This window comes from Brevibacillus sp. AY1 (assembly GCF_029870785.1).
Lineage (GTDB): Bacteria > Bacillota > Bacilli > Brevibacillales > Brevibacillaceae > Brevibacillus > Brevibacillus invocatus.
Genome location: NZ_JAFLPN010000064.1, coordinates 1 through 13,369 on the forward strand (window position 1 = coordinate 1; position 13,369 = coordinate 13,369).

Consider the following 13,369-nt stretch of genomic DNA (forward strand, 5'->3'; position numbering starts at 1 on the left):
GTTCAAATCTTGATTCCAGCATAGATCAGCCCACATCTTGGCGACAAGGTGTGGGCTATTTGACGCTTACGCCTATACTTTTCGAGGAAACCCTGCTTTTAGCGGGGCTTTTATTTTGTCCTTCTTTGGCAAAAGGGAGAGCTTACTGCTTTGCAAAGGACGAATCGTTGGAAGCTCCTTTTTGCTATAATGTCAGAAGGATGGGAGGCAGGTATTGTGAACCTTACAGAATTTCAGAATTGGGTAAAAGAATACTATGAGACAAGAGGATGGTCAAAGCTGGATATCTTTACCCGGATTGGCTTTCTTGCCGAAGAAACAGGGGAGGTTGCAAGAGCCATCAGAGCCCTGGAGATTGGCCGAGACCGACCAGATGAAAGCGTTGGGTCTCAAGCAGAGTTAAAGCAAGAATTAGTGGAAGAATTAGGGGATGTTCTGGGGAATGTCATTGTCATTGCAAACAAGTATGATCTTTCAATAGAGGAGATCTTCCATTCACATCGACAAAAGCTATTGGCTCGTTATGCTGATCATGAATAGATGCTTTGCTTTAAAGCAATGGACTCGGGAAATCAGCAAAATAACGGGTGAAATTGAAGAATATACTGGTAATGGTTAGGGGATTTGTAAGAGCGGAAAGGAGCTTGAGCAACTTGGAAAAGAAGTGTCAAGTTGAATACCTCGATGAGCTCACTGACTGGATAGCACGACTCTCCAGAAGAAGCTCTACATTGCTAATAGGGATTGATGGTTGCGGAGGATCAGGAAAAAGCACGTTGGCAGAAGTAATCGCAAGCAATTGTACTCAATGTGTGATTGTACATATGGACGATTTCTATCTACCTTCTCAACAGATCATAAAGGAAAAACCTCAAAACAAACCGATAGGAGCCGATTATGACTGGGAGCGAATGAGGGATCAAGTGCTTGTACCGCTGCATAATGATCGGGAAGGGCTTTACCAGCGTTATGATTGGGATAACGATCAATTGGAAGAATGGCATACAGTGCCTGTTGGGGGAGTTGTTATCGTCGAGGGCGTATACGCTACTCGAAATGAATTGAAAAACGATTATGATTTGAAGATTTGGGTAGATTGCCCAAGGAAAACCAGGCTAGCAAGAGGATTGGAAAGAGATGGAGAAGCAGCGCGGGAACGTTGGGAAAACGACTGGATGATCTCGGAAGATGTATATGTGAAAGAACAGCAACCTGAAAAACGAGCAGATATTCTGATAGACGGAACCAAGTTGCTTAAATAAAGCCTATTCGTGGGGCCGGTAGCTTTTCTACATCCCAAGAAGCAAGCAGGCAGTGAAGAATTCGCGTTGAATACAGAACTTTTTCACAATGTCTTTGCCAATAGTTTGTCTTTTTATTTGCTTAGTTGTAAAAGGGTTTGGACTGTCTCTGGGTACTTCCCATGATCGTGAAGGCGAAAGTAAAGACTCCGAAAGAAATGCTTTACGTTGATCTTCTGTGCATAGGCGTCGATATAAGAATCTGCGACAAGTAGATCGGAAAAGCTGTTGATCCACAGAAGGATTTCTTCCTTGTTTAGTACGTTTCGGTCTAATACAGACATAACGGCTGTTACCATTCGCTCATCTTCTGCGTGTATATATGTCGTCTGTGTGACAGTGACTTTTGTTCGTATGAGGTCGAGAATCTTTAGAAGGTCCGATTTATCGAGCTCTGGGCATTGAGCCAAATCATCGAGAGCATCAGCAGCATGAGCGACGGCGTGGGCCCATCCTTTTTCATCGACGTGTCCCCGAAGATCCTTTTCTTGTTCCACGTAGTTGAAAATCCTTTCCTTTAGTTCGTGAATGTCTTCCTCCTGCAGAAAAGGCTATTTTCAGGGATCGAAACAGCGATGTTTTCAGGAGGTGCCTCCATTTGTGAGATGGTGATATGTCCGAGTGAGATGGTGTGCAAAATTTTTCCCATGACTTCGGATGCAAAGGTAGGCTGAATGACAGGTAAACTAATTCCTCCGATCAGGGCTACGGAAGCCACAGCCGTCGCAAAGCTTTTCCAAATACGTTTGTTTGTCTTCATATTTCTTTTCTCCTTTTCGCTATCCGCTTTGTTCAGAAGGGCAAGGTAGATCGCCTTTTTGTCACCCTGCTTGCTGTAATCCTGGTTTGCCAGCAGTTGGCCGATCTCAAACAGCTCCCGATATTCTGCGGAGTGCAGGGCTTTCTTTTGGTCGTCCTTTAAAAAGGAATCCCACTCTTCCGCAAATCCTTGATGCTGCTTTTTTTGACTCATTCCAGCTCCACACTCCCCAGTGTTTTTCTTAATTTTTTCATCGTACGGTACAAAATGACGCCTACGTTGTCCTCCGTGATACCATGAGCTGCGAGATTTCCGTGTTTTTCAGCTCAGCGCCAAATTTTAAGGCAAGCATATTTCTCTCCCTGGTATGGAGTGTTTGGAGGGCCTGCTGCAATCGGTCGTTTACTTCCCCTTGAATGACCAAGCTTTCGGGGCCTTTTCTCCCGGAGACAAGCTCTTTTAGACCATCCAGCGAAAACAAATCCCATTTCTTTTGACCTCGATAATGGTCGTTCACTACATTTCTGGCTATGGCAAACAGCCATACCTCAAAGGGAGATTTGCTAGGCGAGTAGGTATTGATTTTATTCATCGTTTTCTCAAAGACCTGGCTGGTCAGATCCTCGGCAGTAAAATGGCAATTCACACGATAGTGGATGTAGTTGTAAATTCTTTTGTAATAGGTTTCGAAAATCAACGTGAACGTAGCTTCAGCGTCGATAGAGCTAAGCAGCTCCTTTTGAATATATGGATGAGGGATCGCGCGCTCTTGCAAGGGGGAAACTCCTTTCCAAGGAATTTTACTTATCCGCTAAGCAATTCATCAGTTAGTACGCGAAATAGGAGGTTCCATTACAACACGAAAAAAAATCCTGCACCTATAACGGGGCAGGATCAAGAAGGCAACGATCAGTCTTCCTCAAACAACTCCTCCAAGACTCTGTACCTGTTCTCGAGAAATCGTCTAGTCAAAATGTAATGAAGCGTGTCTTCATAGCGAATTTCAGCAATGGGATGGGTGTCGAAATCCAGAATTTGTGCATCCGGATACCCGAGCAGGATGGGAGAGTGGGTCGCAATGATAAACTGTGCGTCGTTCTCCAGTTCTTTGATGATGCGCAGTAGCGCCAGTTGGCGTGCAGGGGACAAGGCAGCTTCCGGCTCGTCCAGCAAATAGATCGCCTTTTTCCCGAAGCGGTGATTAAAAAGAGAGAGGAACGCTTCTCCGTGCGATTGTTCATGCAAGGAGCGTCCACCGTAGTGCCGCAGGCCTTCCGGCATAGTGTCCAGATAGGAAGCAAAATGATAGAACGTCTCTGCTCGCATAAAAAAACCGTTCGAGATTTTCGGCATCCAGGAGAGTCGGATATAGTCGCCGAGCGCGGACTGGGAAGCGTCTACCTCGTAGTAGTTATTTTTTCCGCCACCAGCCGTATGAAAACCGCATTGGTAGGCAATCGCTTCAAGAATGGTAGATTTCCCTGAACCGTTTTCTCCCACGAAAAAGGTGACGTTGCTTCGAAAGGACAGGGAAGCACCAGCTCGTACAGCAGGGATGGAAAAAGGATAGGAATCCCGGTCAGGTATATTCCCCCGCAGGAGTTCAAGACTTCTTAGATACATGCAACTCAACTCCACATCTATCTATTTCTATTCATTATCATATCGGATTTCCGTTGCTTCAACCACTTGAGCGTACCGAACTATCTGTTGATGAATGGCTGTGTGATTGCTGTAGGAGCTTCAATAGCTTCCTTATACGAGGAAGCCATGAAAGTAGCCGATTCGATTGGCACGGTTCATGTCGATGTCGGCGATACCGCTTGTAATGTCCCGATGGCCACAACGTATCTGGAAAAGATAGAGGGAAAAGGGCTAGTGGGGCGTAAGAGAAAAACCTGTATTTGCTAGGGAGAATAACGATTCTACAGAAAGTTAATAAGCGGAAATCAACAGAATAATCTCTATGATTTCCGGACATACTAATGGTAGTACACTGTTAAGAGCCTTTTTAACCCCTCGCTGCCAACGAGGGTCTTTTTTTCTATTTAGCACGGAAAGAGACCTAAATTTGAGCAAAAACATGTACGAGACTGGTAAGATAGTGGTAGACTCGAGTCATTGATGGCATGGAATGATCATACAGGAATGTTCAACTTGCAGCTTTCTTGTGAGGAAGCAGATTTCAAGGCAAATTGAAAATCGAGCCAAATGTCGCACACAATGGAGGAAACGATGAAACAACTCGTGACCCTACTTTTGCTGGCCATGATTCTTCTCGTGATGGGATGTACGAAACAGGAAGCAGAGCCCCAGGAACAGACAGAAACTGTGTCTGAAGCACCAGGTACGGATGCGAGTCTCGCTCCCGCAGCACAGGCGCAAACCGTAGTAGCAGAAGCAAAGAGCGCCGAATGGGTTGCCAATCGATTGCTGGAGATCTCCAACCATTATTTTGAACAGTTGGAGGAAGCTCAAACATATGATCTTCCCTACGAGGATTTTCGGAAAAATCTGCGAAGTCACATGACAGACCACTTTATGGATCTGGAACAGCTAGAGGAATTTTATAAGGTTCGTACCGGGCTGACTGCTATGTATCTCTTTTACTATGAACCAGGTGCATTAGAGGCACGTACGAAGATTCTCGAACAAACGTCCGATCGCATCGTGGTGCAAAACATGGGTTTCGCGAACGAATTGAACAGCGGGTACTATGAGATTAGCACGTTGATCAACAGTGAAGGGAAATGGCTACTCGATGAAAGACAGCGCGAGGAGATCCCTAAAGAGGGATTCCAGTTGTCCATTGAGGAAGCGACGACTTACATGAAGCAATTTCCGCGCTTTGAAAATCCCGTAACCTCCGTCCAATATGTAGGGACGAAGACAATGGAAAATACGCCCGGTGAGTTTGGGCGCTTTTATCAATTCGATTGTGAGGGAACCACCTATTACATATCCCCGGTGGATGGTTATGTGATGAAAGCCATTTAACTCAATCATCTTTGGCAATTATTTCGATTAAATAGCAACCGCAAGCAGCCTCTAGGTAAGGAGGCTGTATTTTTTATTTCACATCGATATGTGCCTCGATTATTCCCGATCGATCGGATGACGGATGTGATCTTCAAAGGAATCAATATAGAGCGAGCCATTGGTACTTCTAACGGCATAATTGACGCGTTCTGGAGAGTGTCCTCTTTTTCTAGCTGGGCAATAAGCCATTCACGTGATAATCCACTGCTTTTCAAGTTATCCCCGATTATTTGTCCGTCCATGATCAGTTCAACCGGAAAGAGCTGCTTTCTTCTAACTTTCAGCTTACGTCGAAAATATTTTATTCGCGCAGCTCTTGAATCAGGGTATCCAGCGTTAACTTTTGTTTTTGTATATTGCCTTCCAGTATCTTTCCATTTTCAATAAGGACTGTAGGCTCTCCGGCTACCCATTTGCGAATCCTTCGGCTCTTCATTGCAAGATACATGAGGACATAAGCAATGACAGTGAAGGTAAGGAGAGCCGTGTGTTAAAGGTCAAATTCGCAGTCAAGGCTCCTAATGTAATCGTCACAACAAAATCGTGATAGGTCAGTTGTGAGATCGTCGGCTTTCCGAGGATTCGAGCAATGATCATCATAATGGAGAAGGCAAGAATGGAGCGGAGGACAATTTCGAAAATCTGGGAATCCATTTGTACACCACCAATGGTATTTTTCATTCCATTCCATTTATTTCCAGTATCTCCGTTTCCGTTTTGAAACAAACCAGTGCTTGTCGACATGAAGGGGTTTCATGAAGGAGTAAACCCCTCCTGACTCAAAAAGAGCTGTTCTTCTGGAAAAACGCTTTTCAGCCTGTCGTAGACGATGCGGTATGCGGCTGGATCATACCATTCTCTCAAGCCCAGCTTTTCGTACAGGGAGGAGATCCCCAGCTTTTTTGTTCTTTTGCCGCCACTGCCGTCCCCCATAAAATAGTCGTCGATGCAAACACGTTGAACCAGTGGCCGCAGCTTGTGCGCAAACTGCTCACTGCTCGGAAGCAGTGGAGCGATGGTCGCCTGCGTAGGCACTCCGGCTTCAGCCAAAAGCTCAAGGGTCTTGAAGCGCGCGGAAAGGGGAGGTGCATCTGGTGTAAAAGCCTTGCGAATATCTTCCAGGTCTGTTTCCACTGTCATACTCACCCGCACGCGATCCTTCATCAAGAGCAACAGATCGATGTCCCTGCGCACCAGCGGACTTCGGGTCTGGACGAACAGAAAATCGGGGGGATGCTCGATCATGACCTCCAGTAAGGATCTCGTGACATTCGCCGAGAACTCTATGGGTTGATAAGGATCAGTGCTGGAAGACATAAAGATCGTGACCTTCCCTTTTGCCTTGGCGCGTGGCAGCTCTTTTCGCAGGAGGGAGGCAGCTCCTTCCTTGATATGGACCCATGTGCCCCATTCCTTTTCGTGAAAGAGCGAAACGGGCATCTGACGGACATAGCAGTACGAGCAGCCAAAGGAGCAACCGGTGTAGGGATTAAGAGAGTGGGTGTAGTCAGTCAAAAAACCCGTGCCTTTATTGAGAAGGGTCTTTGGATGTTTGTAGAAGATCTCTGGTTTCATCTTCATCCCCCATTTTTAGCGGAATTTAGTTGCGTATACGGATGACCTTCAGGGGGTCTCCGCTCGGCCATTCCTCTTGTTGAAGAGGCGGAATTCTGCCGGTGTCATCCCAGTCATCTTACGAAAGAGTGTGATGAAGTAGGGGGTGTTCGGAATTCCTACTGACGAAGCAATGGCTGCGATGGGTTCCTCTGAATGCAGCAAGGCAGTGATGGCTTGGTTGATCCTCCATTGCTGGATGTATTCCACTGGCGTCACGCCCTTGATTCGTTTGAACGTACGATGCAAGTGATACGGGCTTCCATGACACATATCGGCCAATGTATCGAGAGTCAGTTTTTCACGGTAGTTCATTTCGATAAAATGTGTGATTTGTTCTACCCAGTCGTAGTCTGGCAAGCGTTGCCCAGTAGGCTTGCATCGCTTGCAGGGACGAAATTGAGCGGACAATGCATGCTGGGCATTTTGGAAAATACGGACATTTTCTTTTTTAGGGTCTTTGGATTTACAGGAGGGCTTGCAAAAAATCCCGGTCGTTTTGACCGCATAAATGAACTGATCATCATACGAGGCATCGTTGAGAAGAATGGCTTGCCAGCGTTCATCGGTCAATGCCCACTTACTGTCCAAGACGTTGTTTTCTCGTTCCATATCCCTCACCTCCAGTTACAGTATATCCTGCACGGGCGGTATTTGTATCGTTCCATGAGTAGAAAAGCAAGATATCGAAAGTTTGTGTTAGGTTTTCTGACATATAAAGATGGTGGAGGAGCCTTCTCCGTGTTATATTGAGGAATATGCAAAACAGAAGGAGAGGGTTGGACGATGATCACGATCAGAAGGACGTCTCCAGACAGCAGTGATTTTAACAAGCTCGTGGAAATGCTGGATAAAGACCTGTGGAAACGATACCCACAAACACAGCAGCAATATGCGCCTCATAATCGGATTGCTTTGGAAGCAAGCGTTGTCTTGGCCTATGAGGCAGACAGAGCTGTGGGCTGCGGCTGTTATCGTCAGACAGATGATCCAGGAATCGTCGAGATCAAAAGGATGTTCGTGATGGAGGAGGCTAGGGGGAAGGGAATTGCCAAGCAGATCCTCAAGGAGCTGGAAGCATGGGCCGTGGAAGAGGGGAATACAGAAGCCAAACTGGAGACGGGAACAAGACAGCCTGAAGCGGTAGCCTTGTACACCCAATTAGGCTACAAAGAGATCAGCAAATACGGTCCTTACGTGGATCTCGAAGAAAGCATCTGTATGGGGAAAAAGCTGTAGATTGTGCGAGACATGATCTGTCGACAAGTGGTCCTGTATAAGGAACCACTTTTTTTGGCATGCCATCGTCCTTATTTTTCGCAATACAAAGTGAACTCTGTTTATTTCTGTAACTCTCGACTCTTACTTATTCCTGTGCTATCATGAGAACTTGTTAACGTATTACCACTTTAATAGACTAAAAGAGATAGTAGGGGGATCAACATGAAGAAGTTAGCAAAATTGAGCCTGATTATGGGAACTGTGTTCTCTCTCGTTGTCGGATGCTCTGGTGCACCTGCCAATACAACAGATGCTGGAAACGGGGCGGCTAATGCACCAGCCGGAGAGACTGCCGCTAAACTGGTTGTTGGGATCGATGACAAATTCGCACCTATGGGTTTTCGAGATGATAATAATGAACTGGTTGGCTTTGATATTGACTATGCCAAAGCAGCTGGTGAAAAGATGGGGAAAGAGATCGTTTTCCAACCGATTGACTGGAGCTCCAAAGAGTCTGAGCTGAACAGCGGCCGCATTGACTTGATCTGGAATGGATATACCATTACCGACGAGCGAAAAGAGAAGGTATTGTTTACCAAGCCTTATTTGGAAAATGCACAAGTGATCGTCACCCTCACGAAATCCGAGTTGAAAAAAATCGACGATCTGGCTGATAAAACAGTCGGCCTGCAAAAGTTGTCTTCCGCAGCTGATGCTTTGAACGCACATCCGGTGAAGGATAAAATCAAAACCACTACAGAGTTCGCTGACAACGTGCTGGCATTGAATGACTTGAAGATCGGCCGTATCGATGCTGTTGTCATTGACCAGGTAGTAGCGGATTACTACATGGCAAAAGATGAAGGCACCTTCAAATTCCTGGAGGATTCCCTGGCGCCAGAGCAGTACGGAATTGGTGTGAAAAAAGGCAATGAAGCACTCTTGGAAGAACTGCAAAAAGCCCTCGATGAGCTCAGCGCAGATGGTACCGCTGCAAAAATTTCGGAGAAGTGGTTTGGAGAAGACCGCGTGTTGAAATAAGCAGGATAGGCATGAAAAGAGCAAAACCGGATGGCAAGATCGATCCGGTTTTGCTTTCGATTTTTTGTCACGAAGCATTTTCTGACCGTATGCAAGCCAAGTAAGCCAAGTTCTTAAATAGGAGCAGACAAGAATGAGCATCGATTATCTCATCAGAATCACCATACCCATGCTGCAAGGCGCGCAGATGACTGTTCTTTTGTTTTTCATTGCTATCATCGTCTCTATTCCTTTGGGATTTTTGATTACACTGATGGCGAAGAGCAGCAACAAGGGACTGGCAGCCTTTGCCCATACTTACATTTACGTATTGCGTGGAACGCCGCTCTTGTTGCAGCTGTTGTTCATCTGTTTCGGATTGCCCCTTCTTCCGGTGGTCGGCGAGTATCTGGTAATGGACCGATTCGTCGCTGCCTGTGTCGGGTTTATCCTCAACTACGCGGCGTACTTCGCAGAAATCTTCCGGGGTGGACTGCTGGCGATTGACAAAGGTCAGTACGAGGCGGCTCAGGTTTTAGGGTTCAACAAGTGGCAGACCACGACTAAGATCATTTTGCCACAGATGTTTCGCGTTGCCCTGCCGGCAGTCTCCAATGAATCGATTTCTCTGGTAAAGGATACAGCCTTGCTTTATGCCGTAGCCGTTCCAGAGCTATTGCACTTCGCTCAAACAGCGGTAAACCGTGACTTCACCATCATGCCGTTTTTCGTGGCGGGTATCATTTATTTATTGATGACTCTTCTATTGACACTCTTCTTTAAGTGGCTTGAAAAAAGAACCAAATTTGAATAGAGGGATTGGCAGATATGGCGATCATGCGTGTTTCAAATCTTAAAAAGTCCTACGGCAATCTGGAAGTCCTGAAGAATGTGACCTTTGAGATCGAGAAAAACGATGTGGTTGCAATCATTGGTCCCTCCGGTTCAGGAAAAAGTACCATGCTGCGCAGCCTCGTTTACCTGGAGCAGATCAACGGTGGAAGCATCCAGGTAGGCACTGAGTATCTGGTGCAGGATGGGACGTATGCAACCAGTCAGGAAATCAAGCGAATGACTTCCAAGATGGGAATGGTATTTCAGCATTTCAACCTGTTTCCGCATTTGACGGTCAAAGAAAATCTGGAGCTGGCACCGAAGATCGTTAAAGGAGAAGGGGAAGCAGAGATTCGGAAGAGAAGTGAGGAGCTTCTGGCTAAAGTGGGCTTGTCTGATAAAGCAGGCGCTTACCCAGCGAAGCTGTCAGGCGGACAAAAGCAGCGCGTAGCGATCGCCCGCGCCTTGATGATGAAGCCGGAAATTTTGCTGTTCGACGAACCGACCTCAGCTCTCGACCCGGAATTGACAGGAGAGGTGCTCCAGGTGATCAAGCAGCTGGCTGAAGAGCATATGACCATGATTGTGGTTACGCATGAGATGGGCTTTGCTCGCGAGGTAGCCAACCGGGTCATGTTTATGGACAATGGCGAATTCATTGAATCAGGCGAGCCGGAGTCCTTTTTCACCAATCCGAAAACGGAGCGGGCAAAGGCCTTCCTGCAACGGGTATGATCTTAAAAGAAAAGGACGGACTGCTTTTCACCAGCTTTGGCTTATACAGCCGAAGCTGTTTTTTTTGAGCGTTTATTTCTTTTTCAAATGTTTGTACTCTGTGAATAAAAAGAGAAATCCGATAGAAAGATAGGTAAAAAGAACTGCATGTAAAGCGATGCTCGGAAAGTCAAAATCCATGAATATTCCCCCTGATAAGTGGGCAGCAATCGAAAAAGATTGGATTGTTACCCCTGACTATATTTCACAAGACCAGATCGATAGTCTGTCAGATGCTATGATTTATGAATTAAGTAAAGAAGATGGGGAGATTGTCAGTATTAAAAAGGTTTCCAGAAACCTCGATACCGGTAATGAAGATGAAATTGGCACAAGAACTTTAGATCCAGACGATTTTGAAATGACTGTGGTTGCGAAAAGAATTTATGAGAAGTCAGGAAAAGATAACTTTAAATCTGTTGCAACCGGAGAATGGTTAACGAATCCTGTTTATGAATTTACAGATGCGATCGCTCTGGCATGGTCAGACGATTTTACTTTGTATGATGATGACTGCTATGTTATGTTTAGCTTTGGGGCGAAACGAGATGTTGTCACACTAAATGATGTAGATCCAGAAGGAGGCATAGCCTATGATATTGACCTACTAGTTGGAAGAGATGAAGATGAAATAGTATTAACTGCAAAAGTATACAAAGATGATGATGACGGTTCGGCGAATGTAGTAGGGGAATATGGACATGTTCAAATTCAAGCTAGTGGTATTAATGTTGGTTTCTCAAGTGGATCAAGACCTTCTGTAGAGATGTCAGTGAGCTACGCAGCTGACATTGAAATGGCGTCACCTGATTATGACAGCTTTGACTATTAATGAGGTGGAGGATAATGCTTAAAAGAATATTATATGGCCTTCTAGTTTATATAATTGGGTGCGTGGTTGTATTGATATCTGTTTCAATATACAATAACGATACAGCAGACAACTCATTTCTAAGGGCCATAGTTTTCTCAGTTTTATATTTAGCAGCAATAGTAAGCATTACGAAAAACCGTAATACATAAGCATAAAAGTAAGAAAGGCCCGCCCCAAATATAGGAGGCGGGTTTCGTTTTAGTATCGATCCATGTAATCAGCCGTGTAGACGAATTGCTTTCCACCTGCGATCATGTATCGTTTTATCCGATCACGAAACGCTTTATCCGCAAGGGCCAGCTCTACCACAAAAGCCTGAGCGCTCCCCACTGATCTATTCCGTTTGGCTCTTCCCGCAAACACCGGATCCCGAAAGTCCAGGTTATCTGCGATCTGCAGCAAGTTGCCATACATGACCCTGGAATGGGTCGATGTCACGCGCGGCAGCTCTAAGAAAGTCTCCCCAATATCCATACACTCCTCCCCCTCCACTTTCAAATCAAAATCGTCTGAAAAATACCTTGATACAAAAACATCATTCAGCACACTGCACACTGAGAGGACCTGAGTATCTGTTGGAGGATATTCAGCGCTGCACAGCGCCATCAACTTCGAATTACGTCACCGCGCTTAATCTTGCCGCTGAGAGCAGCCTTAACCAACTCCTGATCTGGAAAGCTGACTCTCTTTCCTGTTGATGTATCTTCCGCATGCAGGCGTCCTTTGCTGACCGAAACCACACGATAACTGCCGCCAATGTCTGACGGGGTATACACCGTTTGAGCGATGGACAGCGCCATGCCGAAGGTGAGAACGGCCAGAACAGCCCAGAATCCAGTCCTGACGTTGCTCTCCGTCATCCCTTCATCAGTGTCGTCATCCTGGCCATCGTAGTCCAATTCGACAAAAGGAAGTCCACGGTCAGCTCGGTAATATCTACGCTTGGTTGCCATCGGAAGACACCACCTTTCTGATTGGCTCAGGCACACCAACGCCTTTTTTGATACGTTGATCAGTCTTGGCCTGCACCAGTGGTCGTAGCTGCAGTTTTACCCATCCACTAAAGTTGAGTCCTTTTGCTACCTCCCACAGTTCCCTTTCCAGCGGATCGTCGATGTTAAAGCATACCGGCTTTCTCTCAGTGGCCATCCCTATCCCTCCTATGGTGTTGTGCAGCGCTGTGTTGAGTGGCGCTGTGCTACTAGTCTGATGCGGTACGGATTGTCCAATATTCGGCTTTCTCCGAATATTTTTTTACAACCTTGTCCACACTGGGGATGAGGTGAGGAGAATGTCAGGTCTCAATAAACCACGGACAAAAGCAGGAAAATATCTCGATCTGCATGGAATTAGTCACTCTTATATTGCAAATGAAACAAACCTAAGCATGGATACGTTGACGCGAATTTTTTCCATTGGCAAAAAAACTCAGAATCCAACAAAGTCAACCCGGAAGCTTATTTACGATGCAGTAAGAAAGAAAGTCCCACAAGCCAAAATGTTTGACTTGTGGGACGAAGCGTAAGTTATACAGTAAGAAATGACGAGAAAACGTATATATCATAAAGAGGTCAATCAGTACACATAATCATGATATATACAAAATCAACTTGTCAATTTCGTAAATGTACTCATGTGAATCAATTTCATAAATTAGAGCCCTACGGGCTCAAGGTTTTTTGAGCATAGAAAAAGGAGTACCTCCCCAAATCTCTAATAAGTTAAGTGCAACCAAAACTTATGAGAACTGGAGGTGACTCCTAATGTCCATTATAAGACAAGGAAGCGGGAATGTAAATTTTTTTGTGTGAATCAATTTCATAAATTAGAGCCCTACGGGCTCAAGGTTTTTTGAGCATGACGGATTGTAATATGAAGTGCGACACCTAACCAAAGGCAAAAAAATGGCCCATGATTGATTCGTGTAAAATG

Annotated in this window: 22 protein-coding genes; 10 read left to right on the forward strand and 12 right to left on the reverse strand. The window is 45.6% G+C overall.

Annotated elements, in window-relative coordinates; translation table 11 throughout:
* Window positions 1–216: 216 nt before the first annotated feature.
* Together JZI27_RS23715 and JZI27_RS23720 are read left to right on the forward strand one after the other, a co-directional pair.
* Window positions 217–540: a MazG nucleotide pyrophosphohydrolase domain-containing protein gene (locus JZI27_RS23715; RefSeq protein ID WP_280209631.1), complete on the forward strand. Its 324-nt coding sequence runs from the start codon at window positions 217–219 to the stop codon at window positions 538–540.
* A gap of 113 nt (window positions 541–653) precedes the next feature.
* The gene (locus JZI27_RS23720) at window positions 654–1,262 is read left to right on the forward strand and encodes a uridine kinase family protein (protein WP_412850245.1); all 609 of its coding nucleotides are present in this window, start codon (window positions 654–656) and stop codon (window positions 1,260–1,262) included.
* A 113-nt stretch (window positions 1,263–1,375) separates the two neighbouring features.
* Here the strand turns inward: JZI27_RS23720 and JZI27_RS23725 are convergent, their stop codons facing one another.
* The 4 genes from JZI27_RS23725 to JZI27_RS23740 all read right to left on the reverse strand — a co-directional run bounded on the left by JZI27_RS23725 (window position 1,376) and on the right by JZI27_RS23740 (window position 3,684).
* Window positions 1,376–1,798 (reverse strand): DUF2785 domain-containing protein, encoded by a 423-nt coding sequence (locus JZI27_RS23725; protein WP_280209633.1) that lies wholly within the window; start codon window positions 1,796–1,798, stop codon window positions 1,376–1,378.
* A gap of 20 nt (window positions 1,799–1,818) precedes the next feature.
* The gene (locus JZI27_RS23730; RefSeq protein WP_280209635.1) at window positions 1,819–2,274 is read right to left on the reverse strand and encodes a hypothetical protein; all 456 of its coding nucleotides are present in this window, start codon (window positions 2,272–2,274) and stop codon (window positions 1,819–1,821) included.
* Window positions 2,275–2,335: 61 nt separating this feature from the next.
* Window positions 2,336–2,836 (reverse strand): sigma-70 family RNA polymerase sigma factor, encoded by a 501-nt coding sequence (locus tag JZI27_RS23735; RefSeq protein ID WP_251245176.1) that lies wholly within the window; start codon window positions 2,834–2,836, stop codon window positions 2,336–2,338.
* A 134-nt stretch (window positions 2,837–2,970) separates the two neighbouring features.
* Window positions 2,971–3,684: an AAA family ATPase gene (locus JZI27_RS23740; RefSeq protein WP_122911407.1), complete on the reverse strand. Its 714-nt coding sequence runs from the start codon at window positions 3,682–3,684 to the stop codon at window positions 2,971–2,973.
* 147 nt (window positions 3,685–3,831) lie between these two features.
* Here JZI27_RS23740 and JZI27_RS23745 point away from each other — a divergent pair, with 147 nt between their 5' ends.
* Both JZI27_RS23745 and JZI27_RS23750 read left to right on the forward strand, forming a co-directional pair.
* On the forward strand, window positions 3,832–3,972 hold the full coding sequence (locus JZI27_RS23745; protein ID WP_251245177.1) for a hypothetical protein: 141 nt from the start codon (window positions 3,832–3,834) through the stop codon (window positions 3,970–3,972).
* A gap of 324 nt (window positions 3,973–4,296) precedes the next feature.
* Window positions 4,297–5,058 carry a hypothetical protein gene (locus tag JZI27_RS23750; protein WP_251245178.1) on the forward strand — a complete coding sequence of 254 codons (762 nt, stop codon included), beginning with the start codon at window positions 4,297–4,299 and terminating at the stop codon, window positions 5,056–5,058.
* A 5-nt stretch (window positions 5,059–5,063) separates the two neighbouring features.
* Here JZI27_RS23750 and JZI27_RS24960 read toward each other — a convergent pair whose 3' ends face one another.
* The 5 genes from JZI27_RS24960 to JZI27_RS23765 are packed head-to-tail and all read right to left on the reverse strand — an operon-like array spanning window position 5,064 to window position 7,326.
* The gene (locus tag JZI27_RS24960) at window positions 5,064–5,342 is read right to left on the reverse strand and encodes a DUF421 domain-containing protein (RefSeq protein ID WP_338075431.1); all 279 of its coding nucleotides are present in this window, start codon (window positions 5,340–5,342) and stop codon (window positions 5,064–5,066) included.
* Between the two features lie 59 nt (window positions 5,343–5,401).
* Window positions 5,402–5,548, reverse strand: a complete 147-nt coding sequence (locus tag JZI27_RS24965; protein ID WP_338075926.1) for a YetF domain-containing protein — start codon at window positions 5,546–5,548, stop codon at window positions 5,402–5,404.
* Complete coding sequence (locus tag JZI27_RS24970; RefSeq protein WP_338075429.1) at window positions 5,533–5,844, reverse strand: DUF421 domain-containing protein; 312 nt, start codon at window positions 5,842–5,844, stop codon at window positions 5,533–5,535. Before JZI27_RS24970 ends, JZI27_RS24965 begins: the two co-directional genes overlap by 16 nt.
* Before the next feature lie 9 nt (window positions 5,845–5,853).
* On the reverse strand, window positions 5,854–6,675 hold the full coding sequence (locus tag JZI27_RS23760) for an SPL family radical SAM protein (protein WP_280209639.1): 822 nt from the start codon (window positions 6,673–6,675) through the stop codon (window positions 5,854–5,856).
* Window positions 6,676–6,723: 48 nt separating this feature from the next.
* Window positions 6,724–7,326 carry a bifunctional transcriptional activator/DNA repair enzyme AdaA gene (locus JZI27_RS23765; protein ID WP_280209641.1) on the reverse strand — a complete coding sequence of 201 codons (603 nt, stop codon included), beginning with the start codon at window positions 7,324–7,326 and terminating at the stop codon, window positions 6,724–6,726.
* A 174-nt stretch (window positions 7,327–7,500) separates the two neighbouring features.
* Here JZI27_RS23765 and JZI27_RS23770 point away from each other — a divergent pair, with 174 nt between their 5' ends.
* From JZI27_RS23770 to JZI27_RS23790, 5 genes are all read left to right on the forward strand, one after another.
* Window positions 7,501–7,953 carry a GNAT family N-acetyltransferase gene (locus tag JZI27_RS23770; protein ID WP_122911421.1) on the forward strand — a complete coding sequence of 151 codons (453 nt, stop codon included), beginning with the start codon at window positions 7,501–7,503 and terminating at the stop codon, window positions 7,951–7,953.
* Window positions 7,954–8,157: 204 nt separating this feature from the next.
* Complete coding sequence (locus JZI27_RS23775; RefSeq protein WP_280209643.1) at window positions 8,158–8,976, forward strand: amino acid ABC transporter substrate-binding protein; 819 nt, start codon at window positions 8,158–8,160, stop codon at window positions 8,974–8,976.
* Between the two features lie 133 nt (window positions 8,977–9,109).
* On the forward strand, window positions 9,110–9,769 hold the full coding sequence (locus tag JZI27_RS23780; RefSeq protein ID WP_280209645.1) for an amino acid ABC transporter permease: 660 nt from the start codon (window positions 9,110–9,112) through the stop codon (window positions 9,767–9,769).
* 14 nt (window positions 9,770–9,783) lie between these two features.
* Window positions 9,784–10,524 carry an amino acid ABC transporter ATP-binding protein gene (locus JZI27_RS23785; protein WP_122911418.1) on the forward strand — a complete coding sequence of 247 codons (741 nt, stop codon included), beginning with the start codon at window positions 9,784–9,786 and terminating at the stop codon, window positions 10,522–10,524.
* 178 nt (window positions 10,525–10,702) lie between these two features.
* Entirely contained in the window at window positions 10,703–11,395 is a 693-nt protein-coding gene (locus JZI27_RS23790; protein WP_280209647.1) for a hypothetical protein, read from the forward strand.
* Window positions 11,396–11,635: 240 nt separating this feature from the next.
* Here the strand turns inward: JZI27_RS23790 and JZI27_RS23795 are convergent, their stop codons facing one another.
* From JZI27_RS23795 to JZI27_RS23805, 3 genes are all read right to left on the reverse strand, one after another.
* Window positions 11,636–11,911, reverse strand: a complete 276-nt coding sequence (locus tag JZI27_RS23795; protein WP_280209649.1) for a hypothetical protein — start codon at window positions 11,909–11,911, stop codon at window positions 11,636–11,638.
* A gap of 131 nt (window positions 11,912–12,042) precedes the next feature.
* On the reverse strand, window positions 12,043–12,390 hold the full coding sequence (locus tag JZI27_RS23800; protein WP_280209651.1) for a hypothetical protein: 348 nt from the start codon (window positions 12,388–12,390) through the stop codon (window positions 12,043–12,045).
* Window positions 12,374–12,586: a hypothetical protein gene (locus tag JZI27_RS23805; RefSeq protein ID WP_280209653.1), complete on the reverse strand. Its 213-nt coding sequence runs from the start codon at window positions 12,584–12,586 to the stop codon at window positions 12,374–12,376. The genes JZI27_RS23800 and JZI27_RS23805 overlap by 17 nt, the downstream gene beginning before the upstream one ends.
* A 142-nt stretch (window positions 12,587–12,728) precedes the next feature.
* Between JZI27_RS23805 and JZI27_RS23810 the strand changes: the two genes are divergently transcribed.
* Complete coding sequence (locus JZI27_RS23810) at window positions 12,729–12,962, forward strand: hypothetical protein (protein ID WP_122911413.1); 234 nt, start codon at window positions 12,729–12,731, stop codon at window positions 12,960–12,962.
* Window positions 12,963–13,369: the final 407 nt, after the last annotated feature.